This is a genomic window from Skermanella mucosa (assembly GCF_016765655.2).
Lineage (GTDB): Bacteria > Pseudomonadota > Alphaproteobacteria > Azospirillales > Azospirillaceae > Skermanella > Skermanella mucosa.
Genome location: NZ_CP086106.1, coordinates 4,977,786 through 4,995,061, shown reverse-complemented (window position 1 = coordinate 4,995,061; position 17,276 = coordinate 4,977,786). Strand labels below are relative to the sequence as shown.

Sequence of the window (17,276 nt, the reverse complement as noted above, 5' to 3'; positions counted from 1 at the left end):
TTCTCCCCCAGAAGGGGGTGGGGGACAAGATTCTCTGGGCGGGGCGTCGGCGGGGGTGCCCTTGGCCGTCGGATTGGCTATGGTGCCTCCGACAGGTCGTTTCTGGTGACGAGGAATTCATGACGGACACTTCAGTTGCGGCGCGGGCCGATGCCGGGCCGGCGAACGATGTCGGCGGTATCGCCGCCGATCGCCTGCGCTCGTTCGTGGAGCGCATCGAGCGACTCGAGGAAGAGAAGAAGGGCATCTCGGACGACATCAAGGATGTCTATCTCGAGGCCAAGGGCACCGGCTTCGACGTGAAGATCATCCGGACGATCATCCGGCTTCGCAAGAAGGCCAAGGAGGAGCGTCAGGAGGAAGAAGAGTTGATCGAGCTTTACAAGATGGCGCTCGGCATGGAGTGAGCCGACGCCATGCGGGCCACCGCGCTCGCCCGGTGAAGCGCCAGGTCGGCGACGAGGCGGGCGAGCCATGGATCGGTCCGGGGATCGTTTTGAGGATCGGCTCGCGTAATGCTGCGCCCGAAGGCCGCCCGGCGGCGGGCGATGCCGAGTCGGGCATCGGCGGCGAGGCGGGAGGCCAAGCGCCCGGCCGCCGCGATCCGCCCGGCGTCACGAGGGGCGCGGCCGCCCAAAAGTGCCGCCGACAGGGCCGCACGCGGCGGCGGGCCGGAAAAATCCAGATACAGGTCGGCCAGAAGAGTCGCCGGATCGGCGGCGTTGGGGTGCGAATCGTCCATCATGGGGCGATATGACCACAAACCCACCCCACTGTCAAAGGAATTTATTCCAATCCTAAGCCGCCGCCCTGGCCGTCTCCCGGCGGCCTACTGGCTGGCCCAGACGATCCGCGCCATCCAGGTGATCTCGGTCGGGCTGAGCGTGCGCAGCGGGTGGGCCGGGTTGATCGACTGGAGCTCGATCCGGTTGGCGGTCGAGCGCAGCAGCTGCTTGGCCATCACCTCGCCGCCGGTGGTCTTGACCACCACCCGGTCGCCGCGCCGCAGGCTGGCCGAGGGCGAGACGATGATGATGTCGCCGTCCCGGTAGACCGGCTCCATGCTGTCGCCGGTGATCTCCAGCGCATAGGCCTGGGGATCGCCGACATGCGGGAACTGCAACTCGTCCCAGCCGCTGCCGACGGGATAGCCCGCGTCGTCGAAGAAGCCCTGGGCGCCCGCCTGGGCATAGCCGATCACCGGGATGCGCTGGGTGGCGCCCGTGATCTGCTCGTTGTCGACCAGGCTGACGAAGTCGCTGAACGAGCTGGCGGTCGCCTCCAGCACCTTCGAGATGCTCTCGGTCGACGGCCAGCGCAGCTTCCCCTCGGTCGTGGTCCGCTTGCTCTTGTTGAAGGTCGTCGGGTCCAGCCCGGCCCGCCGCGCGAGGCCGGAGGCCGACAGCCCGTTCTGGGCTGCGAGGCGATCGATCGCCTGCCATATGTCTGCGTGTTTAAGCATGGGAACAATTTCACATATTCTGGTCCTCATGTCCCTAGGAACGTTTTCACAAAGAGCTTGACGTAGGAATTAAAGCGGAACATAAGGGGAACATCAAGGGGGTTCTTCCCGCCGGAAGACACCCTTTCCCGAAATCCCGTCCGCCCAGGAGGTGCCGCCTTGTCCGGCCACCCGTCCCCGTCATCCCGTCGGCACAATCCGCCTTCCCCCGCCGGAAACCCCGGCTCTCCGCGCCCGGTCCCGCTCTCCGACGATTGCGGAGTGCCGTTCGACAGCGCCGAGGAGGCCTGGTTCTGGTTCATCCAGGCGCAGGAGGCCCGCGCGTCCGGAGCCCGCATCGTCGCCGGCCGCGGCATGGTGCCGCGCCCCTGCGAGCCGCTCGACATGCTCCGCGTGGTCGACCGGCTGTACCGCCAGCGCAAGCTGATCCGCGACCACCTGCATGTGCTGGTCCATTACGGCCGCCGCCTGATGGCGCCCGACCCCGACCGCCGGCTGGAAGTGCGGGCGTCCGGCCTGTGGCGGGAGGCGCTGGACTTCCTGGACCCGATCCTGCGCGAGAAGGGCATCGTCGCCGATGCCCGGCTCGCGGGATGAGCGGCACCGTGTCGCCCGCCGCCCCGCCCCGCGCCGAGCCGCGGGCCTGGGTGGTGTTCTGCGGCGATGCCGACCTGTGGTGGCTGCGGCTGCTGCGGCCCGGCTTCCGCCACTGCTTCGTGGCGCTGAACGACGGCACCCACTGGATCACCGTGGACCCGCTGTCGCCGCATCTGGAGATCGCGGTCCAGCCGGTCGCCGCCGGCTTCGACCTGGTCGGCTGGTTCGCCGAGCGCGGGCACGCCGTGGTGGCGGCCCCGGTCCGGCGCGACCTGGACCGTCCGGCGCCCTGGGGGCCGTTCACCTGCGTCGAGGCGGCCAAGCGGGTGCTGGGGCTGCACGACCGCTGGGTGGTGACGCCCTGGCAGCTCTATCGGCGGCTGCTGGACCCGGCGGCGCCGGTGCCGTGCGGGGCCGCGGGTGCCGGTTCGCCGGCCTTTTCCTGAACAATCCATTCGAAATCCGAAGGAGCCTGTCCCCATGGCCAAGATGTTCTCACCTCCCAAGGCGCCGGTGGTCGTGACCCCGGCGACCATGGCACCGGCGGAAACCGTCAGCCCGGTGCTGACCGTGCCGGCCCCGACGCCTGTCCCGGTCCCGGCTCCCGTGGTTTCCAAGCCCGACCCCGTGCCGGCCAAGCCGATCGAGGAGCCGGCCGCCAAGCCGGCGGTGGTCGAGGCCGTGACGCCCGCGCCGACCACGCCCGCGCCGACGACGTCCACGGCCACCCAGGAGCGGGCCGATGCGCTGGCCGCCGCTGAGAAGGCGCTGGCCCGGCGCGACCGCAGCCTGACCGGCACGGTGCTGACTTCGTGGCGCGGCGTGCTCCAGCAGGCCGGAACCGGCGCCGCGCCGGCGCGCAAGCGCCTGCTGGGGGAATAGGGCGATGGACGCCCCGGCGCTGCTCCAGCGCTTCGGCGCAGCCAAGTCCAGGCGGAGCGTCTGGGAAGCCCACTGGCAGGAATGCTACGACCATGCCTTGCCCCACGGCGGCGGGTTCGGGCCGGGGGGAATCCCGGGCGAGCGCAAGTCCGACCGGCTGTTCGACGGCACCGCGGCCGACGCGGTCGAACAGCTCGCCGCCAGCCTGCTGGCCCAGCTGACGCCGCCTTGGTCGCGCTGGTTCGGCCTGGCGCCCGGGCCGGACTTGGACGACGCCGAGCGGGATGCCGCCGCCCCGGTGCTGGAGAAGGCGGCCATCACGCTCCAGTCGCACTTCGACCGGTCGAACTTCGCGGTCGAGATGCACCAATGCTATCTGGACCTGGTGACCGCCGGGACCGCCTGCCTGCTGTTCGAGGAGGCGGCGCCGGGCGATTACTCCGGCTTCCGCTTCACGGCGGTGCCGCTGGCCGAGGTCGTGCTGGAGGAGGGCGCCGACGGACGGCTGGACGGCACCTTCCGGCGCAGCGAGCTGACGCTGGCGCAGCTCCGGCTGCGGTTCCCCGACGCCGCCGTCCCGGACGCGCTGGAGCGGGAAGCCGCCCGCGATCCCCAGGCCCGCTTCGCGGTGGTCGAGGCGGTCCTGAAGGACGGCCCGGCCTACCGCTACAGCGTGATCCTGGACAGCGGGCTGGCGGAGGCGGCCGTCCTGGCGGAGGGGCGGTTCGCCCGGTCGCCCTTCATCAATTTCCGCTGGCTGAAGGCGCCGGGCGAGACCTATGGCCGGTCGCCGGTGATGAAGGCGCTGCCCGACATCAAGACCGCCAACAAGGTGGTCGAGCTGGTGCTCAAGAACGCCTCGATCGCGGTCACCGGCATCTGGCAAGCCGACGACGACGGGGTGCTAAACCCCGGCACGATCCGGCTGGTGCCCGGCACCATCATCCCCAAGGCGGTCGGGTCGGCGGGGCTGACGCCGCTGGCGGCGCCCGGCCGGTTCGACGTGTCGCAGCTGGTGCTCGACGACCTGCGGCGGCGCATCCGGCACGCCCTGCTGGTGGACCGGCTGGGGCAGGTGTCGGACGGCCGGATGACCGCGACCGAGGTGCTGGAGCGGTCGGCCGAGATGTCGCGCCTGCTGGGCGCCACCTATGGCCGGCTCCAGTCCGAGCTGCTGACGCCGCTGATGATGCGGGCCGTCGCGATCCTGCGCCGGCGCGGCGAGATCCCCGACGTCGCCGTGGACGGCAGGACGGTCGAGCTCCAGTACCGCTCGCCCCTGGCCCAGGCGCAGGCCCAGCGCGACGTCCAGGCGACGCTGCGCTGGCTGGAGGTGGCCGGCGGCCTCGGCAAGGACGCCGAGGCGGCGGTCGACCATGCCGCCGCGGCCCGCTGGCTCGGCCGCTCGTTCGGCGTCCCGGGCGAGCTGGTCCGGGCGGCGCCCGCGGCGGCGGAGTGAGTTTCTTTCTTCCTTCCTTTCGTTTCATCCTAAGGAGTGTGACCTATGAGCGAATCCCTGCTGATCGACCCCGCGGCTTCGGACCCGGTTTCCCCCGGCGCCGGCGTTCCCGACCGCGCCGCGCTGATGCGGATGCTGGGTGTGCCGGACGCGCCGGACGGCTATTGCATCCGGTGCGACCACGGGCTGTTCGAGGCCGACCCGGACCTGAACCAGCGGCTCCACGCCGCCGGCTTCACGCCCGAGCAGGCGCAGCTGCTGTACGACCTGGCGGCCGAGCGGCTGGTGCCGATGATCCGGCAGATCGCCTTCGAGTTCGAGGCGGAACGCGAGGTGATGCGGCTGGTCAGCCATTTCGGCGGCGAGGACGCCTGGCGTGAGATCTCCCGCCAGCTCCTGGCCTGGGCGAAGAAGAACCTGCCGGCGTCGGCGCTGGACGGCCTGACCACCAGCTATGACGGGGTGATCGCCCTTCACCGCATGATGACCGCGTCGGAGCCGGCGGCGCTCCGCGCGGCGGCCGAGACCCAGCCGGCGGGGAGCGAGGCCGACCTGCACAAGATGATGCGCGACCCGCGCTACTGGCGCGACCGCGACCCGGCGCTGCTCGCCAAGGTGACGGAGGGGTTCCGCCGGATGTATCCCGACCGCGAATAGAGCGGAACCCGATCAGGTTGAACCGCTCCGATCCTCGCGGCTGTGTTGTGCCCATGGCGCAACGCATCGGATCGGCCGTCTCGGGCGGATCGACCTGATCGGGTACAGCTCCGGTTGCCGAGGTCGGGAGCGTCGATTACCCTTGAACCGGAGAGTGACGGGAGGACCGCATGGCCATCACACGTGAGGATATCGACGCGGGGAGCATCGACTTTGCCGACGTGGCAACCGGCGAGACGCTTCCTCCCGTTCATCCCGGCGAGATCCTTTCCGAGGAGTTTCTCGGGCCGCTCCGCATTTCGGCTTACAGGCTGGCGAAGGACGTAGGAGTGCCGGCGACTCGGATCCACGCCATCGTCGCGGGCCGGCGCGGCATCACCGGCGATACCGCGCTCAGGCTCGGCCGGTATTTCGGCACGTCGGCGCAGATGTGGATCAATCTTCAGGCGCGGTATGATCTGGAGACGGCCCGCCGGGAAGCCGGCGCCAGGATCGCGGCGGAGGTCATGCCGTTCCGGGCCGCCTGAGCCGGACCTTCGGGGAATAGAGGTGTGCCCGATCAGGTTGAACCGCTCCGGTCCTCGCAGCCGGCCGTTCCACTCGGCGCACTGTGTTGCGCCATGGGCGCAACGCATCGGATCGGCTGTCTCGGGCGGATCGAGTGGTTTGAGGTAGAATCAAAGATTGAGGTCTGTTCCGAAATCCTCTCTCTCGCGGCAGCTTGTCTGTTGGCGCACTTATTCATTTTTTCATATTGATTCAGGATCAAACATCGGCGTGTGTTTTCAAAGGCGGTCAAGAGGCGCCTCAGCAAGTGTATGAGAGGAGGCCCGAGTCATCGGAAGAATGATTGCGGAACGCGCCCCACGGCTGTGCGGCACGGTATTTGCCTGTCAACCATTAAGAACCTTCCTGGCGACTGTTTTCTCCTTCGGTTCGTCATCCGCGGGCTTGACCCGCGGATCTCAAGGCACGGAGGCTTCGATGCTTCCCGCGAACGATGGCCGGATCAAGTCCGGCCATGACGAAAACGGAGTGTTTCTGCCCGCGATCAACCCTTTCGCAGAATAAACAATCACCGTGCCGGACAGCCGTGGGCGCGCCCGGCTCATCTACAGCAGCCATGCCGAAACCGCGGAGTGACTGGCATCAGGCAGAACAGGCAAGGGCCGGTGTGGGCCGCCGAGGGAACCGATCTTGACGGTCGGTTCCTGAGGATTCCCGTTTCGGTAAGGGAAGCGAACCACGTCATCATCGTCGTCTCCGCCATTGAACTGTGAGTTCGGAGGAAGTCGTAATGGAGTCCTGCATTGCGTGCGGCGCTTCGACCGACAAGGTCGAGTTGCTGCCGACGTACGACGCCGACGTGATCGGCATTCCGGTCACCCTTCGCAACGGCGTGCTCCGCCATAGCTGCGACAGTTGCGGCTTCGAGGGTATCGAACTGGTCGACAGCGAGAACCTTTCGGCCGCCGTCGCGGTGGCCCGCATCCTTCTTCCCGTGCGTCTGACCGGGGATGAGATCCGCTTCCTGCGCAAGGCATGCCGGATGAACGGCAAGCAGTTCGCGGCCGAGCTGGGCAACGACAATACGACGCTGTCCCGCTGGGAAAACGGAACGCCCATCGGCGATTTCGCGGAGAGGTCGCTGAGGGATACCGTCTGGAGCCTGCTGTACAAGCGGGTCCCCGCCATCCAGGTGGAGCCCGGCCATTTCAAGCGGATGGAGATCTGTCAGCCGGGTGACGGGCAGCCGACCCCGCGCCTCGTCCTGGAGCGAGTCCGGCTCAAGGATGCCGCCCGCCGGACCAAGACGGACGAGTGGGACATCTTCGACGATGAACAGCTCGCCGCCTGAACCGGGCCTTCGGTGAAAATTCGCGGAGCGATGAAAAAGGGCTTGACCGACAAGGAATAAAAACCTAATACTCTCCCCGTCAACACCAGAACTCCGTCCACCGGGCCGGACCGCACCTCGCGGTCCGGCCTTTTTCTTTGCCCGCGTCACGGCGGGCCTTCCAGAAAGGGTCGCGCATCCATGTCCACCACCATCGACAGGGCCTTCGTCAAGCAGTTCGAGCGCGAGGTCCACGAGAGCTTCCAGCGGATGGGCTCCAAGCTGCGCAACACGGTGCGCAGCAAGGGCGACGTCCGCGCCGCCTCGACCATCTTCCAGAAGGTCGGCAAGGGGGTCGCCTCGCCCAAGGCGCGCCACGGCGCGGTCCCGGTGATGAACATCGACCACGCGCCGGTCGAATGCATCCTGACCGACTATTACGCCGGCGACTGGGTCGACAAGCTGGACGAGCTGAAGACCAACATCGACGAGCGCTCGGTCATCACCAACGCCGGCGCCTATGCGCTGGGGCGCAAGACCGACGACCTGATCATCGCCCAGCTGGACACCTCGGTCAGCTATGCCGGCCTCGCCACCGACGGCCTGACCAAGGCCAAGGTGCTGGCCGCGTTCGAGACGCTGGGCCAGGCCGACGTTCCCGACGACGGCCAGCGCTACGCGGTGGTCGGCTGGAAGCAGTGGAGCCAGCTGCTGGGGATCGAGGAGTTCGCCAAGTCCGACTATGTCGGGCCGGACGAGCTGCCGTGGCGCGGCACCCAGGCCAAGCGCTGGCTGGGCACCCTGTGGATCCCCCATTCCGGCCTGACTCTGAACGGCAACGTTCGACTCTGCCACTGGTACCACAAGACGGCGGTCGGGCACGCGGCCGGCGCCGACGTCACCACCGACGTGACCTGGCACGGCGACCGCGCCTCGCACTTCGTCAACAACATGATGAGCCAGGGCGCCTGCCTGATCGACACCACCGGAGTCGTCACCCTGCGCTGCCTCGAGAACTGATCGATCCCCCATCCCCAGGAGTTCCGAAGATGGCCTTCAAGACCAAGGACCTGAGCGTCCTCGCCTACGCCAACGGCTTCACGCTCTGGCACTACGTGACCGGCGACCTCGCGGCGGACGCCGACACCGCCGGCTATTTCAACGCCGCCTCCGACATGCTGCGGGTCGGCGACATGATCATGGCCAACCTCGACGCCGACGGGACGCCCCAGGCCGGCATCCTGCTGGTCGCCTCCAACAGCGGCGGCACCGTGGACGTCGCCAACCTGACCCAGGTCGGCGCCTCCAACGGCGACTGATCCCGCCCCCCTGCCAGAGGAGAACCACCCCATGGCGCTGACCCCGATCGGTCTGTGCAGCAGGGCCCTGATCAAGATCGGGGCAGCTTCCATCACCGGCTTCACCGACGGCACCGCCGAGGCGGAGGTCGCGGACGCGCTCTACGGGCCGACCCGCGACGCGCTGCTCTCGGCCAACGCCTGGAGCTTCGCGACGGTCCAGGCGACGCTGGCCCGGCTGGCCGAGGCGCCCCTCGGCGACCACGGCTTCGCCCATGCCCTGCCGGTCGATTTCCTGCGGGCGCTGTCCGCCGGGACGCCCGGCCGGGGGCGGGGCATCGGCTACAGGATCGTCGGCACCACGCTCCAGTCGGATAGCGACCAGGTCACCCTGACCTATGTCAGCCGCCCGGCAGAGGCAGCGTTCCCGCCCTTCTTCGACCAGGCGCTGATCGCCCGGCTGGCGGCGGAGTTCTGCCTGCCGCTGACCGAGAACACCAGCCGGGCGGAGGCGCTGGCCCGGCTGGCGGAGGCGGAGTTCCGGCGCGCCCGGCTGATCGACGTGCAGCAGGACAGCCAGCCGGGCTTCGAGGACTTCACCCTGGTCGAGGCGCGCGGCCGATGACCCGGGTCCGGATCCTGAAGACCAACTTCACCGGCGGCGAGATCTCCCGCCTGCTGCTGGGGCGCGGCGACCTCCGGGCCTACGACAACGGGGCGCTGACCCTGCGCAACCTGCTGATCCACCCGACCGGCGGGATCACCCGGCGGCCGGGCATGGCCTTCTCGGCCGCGGCGCGGGGGCCGGGGCGGCTGGTCGCGTTCGAGTTCAGCACCGAGCAGACCTACCTGCTGGCCTTCTCGGAATACCGCATCGACGTGCTGCGCGGCGACGCCGTCGTGGCGACCGTCGAGTCCCCTTGGACGGCGTCGCAGCTGGGCCAGATCACCTGGACCCAGAGCGGCGACACCCTGCTGGTCTGCCATCCCGACGTCGCCCCGCGCAAGCTGAAGCGTACGGGAGAGACCGCGTGGTCGCTGGAGGAGTGGCAATTCCTGGTGGAAGGGGGCGCTATCCGCCAGCCCTGGTACCGCTTCGCGCCGGCCGGCGTGACCCTGACCGCCGACGGGACCACCGGGACGGTCGTCCTGACCGCCTCGGCCGCCGTGTTCCAGCCGGGGCACGCGGGCGTCAGGCTGCGGGTCGCGGGCCGCCAAGTCACCGTCGTGGACGTGCTGTCTGGGACGCAGGTGCGGGTGCTGGCGGCCGAGGCGCTGACCGGGACGGCGGCCACGGCGGTGTGGGACGAGCAGGCCTTCTCGCCCCTGCGGGGCTATCCGGTCTCGGCCGCGTTCCATCAGGACCGGCTGGTGATCGGCGGCTCGCGCGAGCTGCCGAACCGGCTGTGGCTGTCCCGCTCCGCCGACATCTGGAACTTCGACCTGGGCACCGGGCTGGACGACGAGGCGATCGAGTTCGGCATCCTGTCCGACCAGATCAACGCGATCCGGGCGGTGTTCTCGGGCCGGCACCTGCAGGTCTTCACCTCGGGGGCGGAGTGGATGGTGACGGGGGAGCCGCTGACGCCCCAGACCATCCAGCTCAACCGCCAGACCCGCATCGGCTCGCCGACCGACCGCTCGGTGGCGCCGCGCGACGTTGACGGGGCGACCCTGTTCGTGTCGCGCAACGGCCGGGAGATCCGGGAGTTCCTGTTCGCCGACAGCGAGCAGGCCTATCAGGCGACCGACCTCGCGCTGCTGGCCCGGCATCTGGTGGTCCGCCCGGTGGACCAGGACTACGACCAGGGACGCCGGCTGATGCTGATCGTCATGGCCGACGGCACGCTGGGAGCCTTGACCCTGTTCCGCGCCGAGCAGGTCACCGCCTGGACCCGGATCGACACCGGCGGGACGATCCATTCCGTCGCGGTGGTCGGCGACGACGTCCATCTGCTGGTCCAGCGGCCGGAAGGCTTCTCGACCCGCTGGAACATCGAGCGGCTGGACGACGCGCTCCACCTGGATGCCGGCCTGTACGGCGAGAGCGACGAACCGGCCGCCGTGTGGTCGGGGCTCGACCACCTGGAGGGGCGGGCCGTCGCGGTGGTGGCCGACGGCGTGCTTCGGCCGGACGCGACGGTGTCCGGCGGGGCCATAACCCTGGACCCGCCGGCCCGCACGGTGGAGGCGGGGCTGCCCTTCACCCATGTGGTCGAACCGCTGCCGCCCAGCCCGCTGTCCACCGGCGGCGGCCGGGGGCCGGCGCTCCGGCTGGTCCAGGCGGTCTTCCAGCTGGAGGACACCGCCGCGCTGCGGGCCGACGTCGGCGCCGGCCTGACTGATTTCCCGTTACGCCGGCTGGGCGACGCGGCGCTCGGCGACGCGGCCCCGCAACGGGTCAGCGGCGACCGCCGGCTGCGCTCGCTCGGCTGGGCGCGCGACCAGACCGCACCGCTGTGGCGGATCGAGCAGGACGCTCCCCTGCCGTTCACGCTGCTCTCCGTAACCATGGAATTGAAGGTGAACGACTGATGGGTGGCATTGCCAACGTGGCCTTGCAGGCCCTGCCGGTGATCTCCAGCGCGCAGCGGGTGGTCAACGGCTTCTCCAGCGCGTCGGACGCCCGCAAGGCGGCGGAGGCCGAGGCCCGGCAGAGGGCCGAGGAGCTGGAGTTCGAAAGGCAGAAGGAGGCGAACCGCCAGCGGGAGCTGGCCGACCAGAAACGCCACGCCGAGGAGGTGCTGCGCGAGACCCACGCCCTCCAGACCCGCCGGCTCCTCCAGGACCAGGAGGCGGCGGCAGAGGCGCAGCGGGCCGACATCGAGACCCGCCGTGCCCAGATCCAGGCCAGCGCCGAGGCCGACGAGGCGGCCCGCCGCGATGCCCTTCGCCGGGCGGTCGGGCGCACCCGCACCAGCCTGGGAACGCGAGGCGGCGGCACCTCAGATGGGTCCGGGGAGGCGGTGCTGCTGGGGCTGGTCAACCGGACCGACGCCGACAGCCGGAACGCCCAGGCGGTCGAGCGGCTGCGCGGGCAGGCGCTGTCCCAGGAGTCCGAGGATACCCGCCGGCGCAACCTGCTGGACCAGTCTCAGCTTGCCGAGCGCCAGCGGCTCGAACTGTTCGGCAACGCCTATTAGGGGCGGCACGGGAAGTGGACACATCATGACCGGACACATCAAGATCGGCGCGGTCCCCCCGCGTCGGCACTATATCGCGGACGGGACCCAGCGGGCCTTCGCCTATCCGTTCCCGATCTTCGCGTCGGAGGACCTCGAGGTCCATCTCGACGCCGCGCTGCAGACCGGCGGCTTCACGGTGACCGGAAGCGGCGCCACGGCGGGCGGCACCGTCACCTTCGACGTGGCCCCGCCCGAGGGTGTCCAGGTCACGCTGCTGCGCCGGCTGCCCTACGAGCGGGTTACCGACTTCCTGGAGAGCGGCGCGCTGCCGGCCCGGTCGCTCAACGACGAGTTCGATTACCTGACCGCCTGCGTCCAGCAGCTCGCCGACGACGCGCTGCTGACGCTTCGCTACGCCGCGACCGACCTGCCGGCCTCCTCGCTGCTGCCCGGACGGGCGGCGCGGGCGAACCGGCTGCTGGCGTTCGACGGCGGCGGCAACCCGACCGTGACTCCGGCGGTGGACGCCGACGCGCTGAGCAGCTTCGTGGCCCCGGGAGCGGGCGCGGTCCGGCGCTCGATCCGGGACAAGCTGGCCGACGTGGCGTCGGTGCGGGACTACGGCGCGGTGGGCGACGGCATCGCCGACGACACCCTGGCGATCCAGGCCGCGCTGACGGCCGCCACGTCCGTCTTCGTGCCGCCGGGCCTCTACCGGGTGACCGGGACGCTGCCGGTGGGATACGGGCAGACGCTGCACGGGTCGGGCGCCGGGTCGATCCTGCGCGCGGACGGAGAGGGCTTTCCGGTCGTCCTGCTGCCCGACAGCTACGCCAGCCTGCACCATCTGCGGATCGAGCAGGGCAGCGTCGGCATCAAGCTGACCGGGCGCGACGGGCCGTGCGTCCAGAACGCCGTCCATGACGTGACGGTGTGGGACACCGGGACCGGGATCGTGCTGGACGGCGGCGACAGCCCGGACCGGCCCTGCTACTGGAACAACTTCGCCCGGGTGCTGGTGGTCCGCCACCTGCTGCACGGCGTCCACCTGGTCCGCACCGGGGAAGGCGACACGCCGAACGCCAACAAGTTCCACTGCGTCCGCGTCTATTCGCTGGCGGTGCCCAGCGCCGGGTCGGGCTTCTATGTCCAGCACGGGCGCTACAACAACGCCTTCGTCGATTGCGAGGCGAACCTGTCCACCACCGCCCATTCCTGCTTCCGGATCGGGCCGGACACCGACAAGAACCTGCTGGTCAACCTCTATACCGAATCGGTCGGCGGCGTGCCGAACGTCTACCTGGAGGCGGGCTCGCGGGAGACCTCGATCACCAACCTGTTCTCGGCGAGCGGCGGGCCGGCGATCTGGGACCAGTCCGGCGGCGAGTTCACGGCCTACAACGCGGGCTATCCCGCCAAGAACCGGTTCAAGAAGAGCCAGGTCACCGACCTGACGGTGGAGGCGATGCGGTACGAAACCCGCTTCGTCGATCCGGTCGCGGGCGGGCTGGTGCTGCCGGACATGACGCGCTCGGTCCATCTGGTCAGCGCCTTCAACGGCGCTGTCGAGTTCCGCCTTCCGGCCCCGCTGGATGCCGAGGGGCGGTCGCTGACGGTCAAGAAGATGGACCTGAGCGGCAACGCCGTGACGGTCACCGACGCCACCGGATCGGGGCCGGACGGCAGGCCGTTCCCGCTCGGCAGCCGGTACGATTTCGTCACCGTCGTCTCCAACGGGGCGGCGTGGTGGATCACGGCGGCCCACGCGGTGCCGGGCAACGCCGGCTTCTTCGAGGGCGGCAGCCTGTTCGAGCCGGACCTGGCGCGATGCTTCTACCTGGTCAGCGCCTATGGCGGTCCGACCGAGGTCCGACTGCCGGCCCCGTCCGCCACCCTGGCGGTGGGGCGCACCGTCACGATCAAGAAATCCGACGTCAGCGGCAATGCCGTGACCGTCACCCAGGCGGGCGGCGGCGGACCCGACGGCGAGGCCATCGCGCTCGTCGAGAAGGGGCATGCGGTGACCGCGATGTCCAACGGCGCCGCCTGGCACATCCTGGCGCGCAACCCATGAAAGGACCTGGAACCCGATGCTCGATGAAGGACAGGATATGCGGACCACCCTGCTGGCGGTGGTCCTGCCGCCGGCGGTGAAGCGGGCCGTCGAAGCCTACGGGAAGATCTGCGAAGTCCCGCCGCCCGGCGATCCGAAGGAGTTCACCGCCCTCCAGGGCGCCTGCAAGGCGGCGATCAGCCACCTGACGGCTCTGTTCCAGCTCCACCGGCTGGTCACGGCGACGCTGCCGAAGGCGGAGCCGGACGGTGCCGCCCCAGGCGATGGCGCTCCGGGCGATCCGTTCGCCGAGGTCTATGCCCGGGCGGCGCGCACGATCGCCGAACTAGACGGGACGGATGCCCCGGACGGGGACTGAACGGCGGTGGAAAGGTTCGAGAGTTTCAGGGATTTCCTGATCGTGTGGAACACGTTCCAGGACCTGCCGTCGCCCGACCACCACATGCGCATCGCCGAATGGCTGACCACGGGCTGGTACGGGGGAGACCGCCGGCTCCTGCTGATGGCGTTCCGCAACAGCGGGAAATCGACCGTGGTCGGGCTGTTCGCGGCTTGGCTGCTGAAGACCGATCCTTCCCTGAGGATCATGGTGCTGGCGGCCGACCTGGCGCTGGCCAAGAAGATGGTCCGCACCGTCAAGCGGATCGTCGAACGCCACCCCCAGACCCAGGGCCTCAAGCCCGAGCGGGCCGACCAGTGGGCCAGCGACCAGTTCACCGTCCGGCGTCCGATGGAACTGCGCGATCCCAGCATGCTGGCCCGCGGGATCGGGGCGAACCTGACCGGCAGCCGGGCCGACGTCGTGATCTGCGACGACGTGGAGGTCCCGCGCACCTGCGACACCGCGCCGAAACGGGAGGACCTGCGCGAGCGGCTGAGCGAGATCGACTATATCCTGGTGCCCGGCGGCATGCAGCTCTATGTCGGCACGCCGCACAGCTACTACACTATCTATGCCGACGAGCCGCGTGCCGAGATCGGCGAGGCCGTTCCCTTCCTCGACGGGTTCCAGCGGCTGCTGATCCCGATCCGGGACGCCGACGGGAAAAGCGCCTGGCCGACGCGCTTCCCGGACGAGGCGATCGAACGCATCCGCCGGGCGACGGGGCCGAACAAGTTCGAGAGCCAGATGATGCTGAAGCCGGTCAGCATCGCCGACGGGCGGCTCGACCCGGACCGCCTGCTGCCCTACGAGGCCGAGCTGGACTACCGCGAGGCCCGCGGCATTCCGGTGCTGATGCTGGGCGACCGGCGGATGGTCTCGGCCAGCTGCTGGTGGGACCCGGCCTACGGGGCGCCTGAGGGCGCCGCGCGGGAGGGCAGGGCGGGCGACGGCAGCGTCCTGGCCGCCGTCTTCTCCGACGCCGACGGAGGCTACTGGCTGCACCGGATCCGCTACCTGACGGCGGTTCCGGACGGCGACGACCACGAGGCGGCGCAGCAGTGCCGGCAGGTGGCGGAGTTCCTGCGCGACCTCCATTTGCCGTCGGTCATGCTGGAGACCAACGGCGTGGGCAAGTTCCTGCCCGGCATCCTGCGGCGGGAGCTGGCCCGGTGCGGGGTCGGGGCCTCGGTCGTGGAGAAGAGCTCCAGCGTGCCGAAGGACCGCCGCATCCTGGAGGCGTTCGACGCCGTGCTGGCCGCCGGCGCGCTGCATGCCCACCGCAGCGTCTGGGACACGCCTTTCGTGCGGGAAATGCGCGAGTGGCGCCCCGGCGGCCGGCACAAGGGCCATGACGACGGCCTGGACGCCGTCGCCGGCTGCCTGTCGAACGAGCCGGTCCGTTTCAGCGCGGTCGGCAGGCCCGGCCGGAGCGCCGATTGGCGCGGTGGCCCGCCGGGCCGGGCCGTGACCGATTTCAAAGTGTGACCTTCCCGCCAGCGGGAATGACCGGGCCGCCCATTCGGGGCGGCCTTTTTTCGTCCTGATCAGGAGAAAGCCAAATGCCTGAAGCTTCCGGGATCAATCTCTCCTGGTGGATCACCGTCGTCGAGCTGCCGATGCTGGCCGCCCTGTTCTGGCTGATCTGGCATGTCCGCCAGGAGTCGGAGGAGGCGCTCGACCGTGTCCACCGCCTGTCCGAGACGGCGCTGTCCCAGATGCGGGGGAGCCTGTCCGCCTACAAGCTGGAGGTCGCCAAGACCTACGTGTCCGTCGGCTACCTGAAGGACGTCGAGCGCCGGCTGACCGACCACCTGCTGCGGATCGACGCGAAGCTGGACGGGGCGGCCCTGATCCAGGCCGAGCGGTCGGGAGAGCGGCGATGACCCGCCGGAGGCTGGTGCCTATCCCGTCGCCGGCTGCCTCGCCCGCCACCCGGCCCGTCCAGGACCGGCCGGACGACGGCACCGTCGATACCTTCGCCCGCACCCTGTGGGGAGAGGCGCGCACCGAGACGCTACGCGGCATCGAGGCGTTGGCAGCCGTCGTCATGAACCGGGCGGCCCTGGAGCCCGGCGTCGCCATCGCCGACATCTGTCGGCGGTTTCCCTGCTGGAGCGCCGACAACCCGGAGCGGTTCCGGCTTTCGGTCGTCCAGCCCTCCGTTCCGGCGGGGAGCGGCAGGGCTTCGTCCGACGCCCTGCTGTTCGCGACCTGCCTGCGGATCGCCCGGCGGGCGGCGGCCGGCCTGCTGGACGATCCGACCGGGGGCGCCACCCTGTACCATGACGGCGGGGTCCTGCCGGATTGGGCGGCTCGGCTGGCACCGACCGCGGAGATCGGCGACCGCCTGTTCTACGCGGCCGCTGAACCGGCGGGCGGGGAATCCGGAAGCGGGGTGCCCTCATGATCCCGCTGGCGCTGGCCCAGCTTGGGCTCCCGCTGCTCCTGAAGGCGGTCGGGGCGGGGCTGGAGAAGATCGACGGCCCCGTCGCGGCCCAGGCCGCGCAGGCCGTCCGGGCGGTGGATGCCGCGGTGGGCGACGGCAGCATCCCGGCAGCGAAGGTCGCCGAGGCGAACCGCCACGTGGAACGGATGGCCGAGCTGGACTCCGCCGACCGGCGGGTCGCGCTGACCGAAGTGAACCGGAGCCTGCGGGCGGAGGTCGCGTCGGAGGATGCCTATGTCCGGCGGATGCGGCCGACCTTCGGCTATATCATGGCGCTGACCTGGCTCGCCCAGATGCTCGCCATAGCCTGGGTGATCGTCACCGACCCCGGGCAGGCGAACCTGGTCATCACGGCGATGACCTCCCTGGGCACGATCTGGACGGTCGGTCTCAGCGTGCTGGGCATCTATGTCTACAAGAGGTCCGACGACAAGCGGGTCGCGGCGGGCGACGGGCCGGAGTCCGGGCCGTTCGCTTTCCTGGCGCGCCGGGCCGGAAAGGGGGCGTCCTGACGCGTGGCGGCCGCGGCGGCATCATGCCGCCGCGCCGTCAGGGGCCGGACCGTCAAGCCGGGGCGGGACGTCAGCCTTCCTCGTTGATCATCGCCTGATAGATCTTCCAGGCGGTCTCGACGCTGACGTGGCCCGAACGGGCGCCGGCGGTCAGCATCGCGGTGGTCGGCTTGATGGGGACGCTGACCAGGCCGGTATCGCCCATGGTCTCGACCACGTTCAGCGCGTAGTTCATCGCGTTGCTCGAAGGCCGCTTCTCGTCGATTTGGTAATGCAGTCGCGTATCCATGGTTTCCTCCTCCTGGTGGTGAACCTGCAGAGGCAAGATTGATGCCAGTCACCCAAGGGTCCGATCGTTACCTCGGACAAGAAACAAAACGCATGGCGGAACATGGGTTTAACGGATATGCCGCGATGGCGTCGGCCGAATCCAACCCTATCGCTATGGTTAGCGACAGATTAGCAACCAGTCCGGCTTTGCAAATTGCCGAAAGATCCGCGCATCGGGTCTCGCATTCTGCAAAGCGAATAGGGTTATTCCA

The 17,276-nt window shown here is 69.7% G+C and carries 22 protein-coding genes; 19 read left to right on the top strand and 3 right to left on the bottom strand.

The features are described from left to right. Positions 1-119: 119 nt before the first annotated feature. The gene (locus JL100_RS23240) at positions 120-407 is read left to right on the top strand and encodes a DUF2312 domain-containing protein (RefSeq protein WP_158046941.1); all 288 of its coding nucleotides are present in this window, start codon (positions 120-122) and stop codon (positions 405-407) included. On the opposite strand, the gene JL100_RS23235 is transcribed toward JL100_RS23240, so the two are convergent. Both JL100_RS23235 and JL100_RS23230 read right to left on the bottom strand, forming a co-directional pair. Beyond that, positions 380-745 (bottom strand): hypothetical protein, encoded by a 366-nt coding sequence (locus tag JL100_RS23235; protein WP_228420857.1) that lies wholly within the window; start codon positions 743-745, stop codon positions 380-382. The two genes, JL100_RS23240 and JL100_RS23235, sit on opposite strands and share 28 nt — an antisense overlap. Before the next feature lie 84 nt (positions 746-829). Then, on the bottom strand, positions 830-1,462 hold the full coding sequence (locus JL100_RS23230) for a S24 family peptidase (RefSeq protein WP_201073690.1): 633 nt from the start codon (positions 1,460-1,462) through the stop codon (positions 830-832). A 261-nt stretch (positions 1,463-1,723) separates the two neighbouring features. Between JL100_RS23230 and JL100_RS23225 the strand changes: the two genes are divergently transcribed. From JL100_RS23225 to JL100_RS23135, 18 genes are all read left to right on the top strand, one after another. Beyond that, complete coding sequence (locus tag JL100_RS23225) at positions 1,724-2,059, top strand: hypothetical protein (RefSeq protein ID WP_202681953.1); 336 nt, start codon at positions 1,724-1,726, stop codon at positions 2,057-2,059. After that, positions 2,056-2,505, top strand: a complete 450-nt coding sequence (locus JL100_RS23220; RefSeq protein WP_202681954.1) for a hypothetical protein — start codon at positions 2,056-2,058, stop codon at positions 2,503-2,505. Before JL100_RS23225 ends, JL100_RS23220 begins: the two co-directional genes overlap by 4 nt. 34 nt (positions 2,506-2,539) lie before the next feature. Beyond that, complete coding sequence (locus tag JL100_RS23215) at positions 2,540-2,941, top strand: hypothetical protein (RefSeq protein WP_202681955.1); 402 nt, start codon at positions 2,540-2,542, stop codon at positions 2,939-2,941. A 4-nt stretch (positions 2,942-2,945) separates the two neighbouring features. Then, complete coding sequence (locus JL100_RS23210) at positions 2,946-4,400, top strand: portal protein (protein ID WP_202681956.1); 1,455 nt, start codon at positions 2,946-2,948, stop codon at positions 4,398-4,400. A gap of 45 nt (positions 4,401-4,445) precedes the next feature. Continuing rightward, a complete protein-coding gene (locus tag JL100_RS23205; RefSeq protein WP_202681957.1) occupies positions 4,446-5,057 on the top strand; it encodes a capsid assembly protein in 612 nt (203 codons plus the stop codon). Between the two features lie 170 nt (positions 5,058-5,227). Continuing rightward, a complete protein-coding gene (locus JL100_RS23200) occupies positions 5,228-5,584 on the top strand; it encodes a HigA family addiction module antitoxin (protein ID WP_202681958.1) in 357 nt (118 codons plus the stop codon). Positions 5,585-6,354: 770 nt separating this feature from the next. Next, a complete protein-coding gene (locus JL100_RS23195) occupies positions 6,355-6,915 on the top strand; it encodes a hypothetical protein (RefSeq protein ID WP_202681959.1) in 561 nt (186 codons plus the stop codon). 180 nt (positions 6,916-7,095) lie between these two features. Next, complete coding sequence (locus JL100_RS23190; RefSeq protein ID WP_202681960.1) at positions 7,096-7,914, top strand: phage capsid protein; 819 nt, start codon at positions 7,096-7,098, stop codon at positions 7,912-7,914. Positions 7,915-7,943: 29 nt separating this feature from the next. Further along, positions 7,944-8,213 (top strand): hypothetical protein, encoded by a 270-nt coding sequence (locus JL100_RS23185; RefSeq protein ID WP_202681961.1) that lies wholly within the window; start codon positions 7,944-7,946, stop codon positions 8,211-8,213. A gap of 31 nt (positions 8,214-8,244) precedes the next feature. After that, positions 8,245-8,817 carry a hypothetical protein gene (locus JL100_RS23180; protein WP_202681962.1) on the top strand — a complete coding sequence of 191 codons (573 nt, stop codon included), beginning with the start codon at positions 8,245-8,247 and terminating at the stop codon, positions 8,815-8,817. Continuing rightward, on the top strand, positions 8,814-10,727 hold the full coding sequence (locus JL100_RS23175; RefSeq protein ID WP_202681963.1) for a hypothetical protein: 1,914 nt from the start codon (positions 8,814-8,816) through the stop codon (positions 10,725-10,727). Before JL100_RS23180 ends, JL100_RS23175 begins: the two co-directional genes overlap by 4 nt. After that, the gene (locus JL100_RS23170) at positions 10,727-11,335 is read left to right on the top strand and encodes a hypothetical protein (protein ID WP_202681964.1); all 609 of its coding nucleotides are present in this window, start codon (positions 10,727-10,729) and stop codon (positions 11,333-11,335) included. The genes JL100_RS23175 and JL100_RS23170 overlap by 1 nt, the downstream gene beginning before the upstream one ends. A gap of 25 nt (positions 11,336-11,360) precedes the next feature. Next, positions 11,361-13,391, top strand: coding sequence for a glycosyl hydrolase family 28-related protein (locus tag JL100_RS23160; RefSeq protein WP_202681965.1), 2,031 nt, complete (start codon positions 11,361-11,363; stop codon positions 13,389-13,391). Positions 13,392-13,428: 37 nt separating this feature from the next. Beyond that, entirely contained in the window at positions 13,429-13,749 is a 321-nt protein-coding gene (locus JL100_RS23155) for a hypothetical protein (RefSeq protein ID WP_228420856.1), read from the top strand. A gap of 6 nt (positions 13,750-13,755) precedes the next feature. Then, positions 13,756-15,261 carry a phage terminase large subunit gene (gene terL / locus JL100_RS23150; protein WP_202681967.1) on the top strand — a complete coding sequence of 502 codons (1,506 nt, stop codon included), beginning with the start codon at positions 13,756-13,758 and terminating at the stop codon, positions 15,259-15,261. A gap of 74 nt (positions 15,262-15,335) precedes the next feature. Continuing rightward, the gene (locus JL100_RS23145; protein ID WP_202681968.1) at positions 15,336-15,659 is read left to right on the top strand and encodes a hypothetical protein; all 324 of its coding nucleotides are present in this window, start codon (positions 15,336-15,338) and stop codon (positions 15,657-15,659) included. Continuing rightward, positions 15,656-16,183 carry a cell wall hydrolase gene (locus tag JL100_RS23140; protein ID WP_202681969.1) on the top strand — a complete coding sequence of 176 codons (528 nt, stop codon included), beginning with the start codon at positions 15,656-15,658 and terminating at the stop codon, positions 16,181-16,183. Before JL100_RS23145 ends, JL100_RS23140 begins: the two co-directional genes overlap by 4 nt. Then, positions 16,180-16,734: a 3TM-type holin gene (locus JL100_RS23135; RefSeq protein WP_202681970.1), complete on the top strand. Its 555-nt coding sequence runs from the start codon at positions 16,180-16,182 to the stop codon at positions 16,732-16,734. Before JL100_RS23140 ends, JL100_RS23135 begins: the two co-directional genes overlap by 4 nt. A gap of 70 nt (positions 16,735-16,804) precedes the next feature. Here JL100_RS23135 and JL100_RS23130 read toward each other — a convergent pair whose 3' ends face one another. After that, positions 16,805-17,023: a hypothetical protein gene (locus JL100_RS23130; protein WP_201073652.1), complete on the bottom strand. Its 219-nt coding sequence runs from the start codon at positions 17,021-17,023 to the stop codon at positions 16,805-16,807. Between the last annotated feature and the right edge of the window lie 253 nt (positions 17,024-17,276).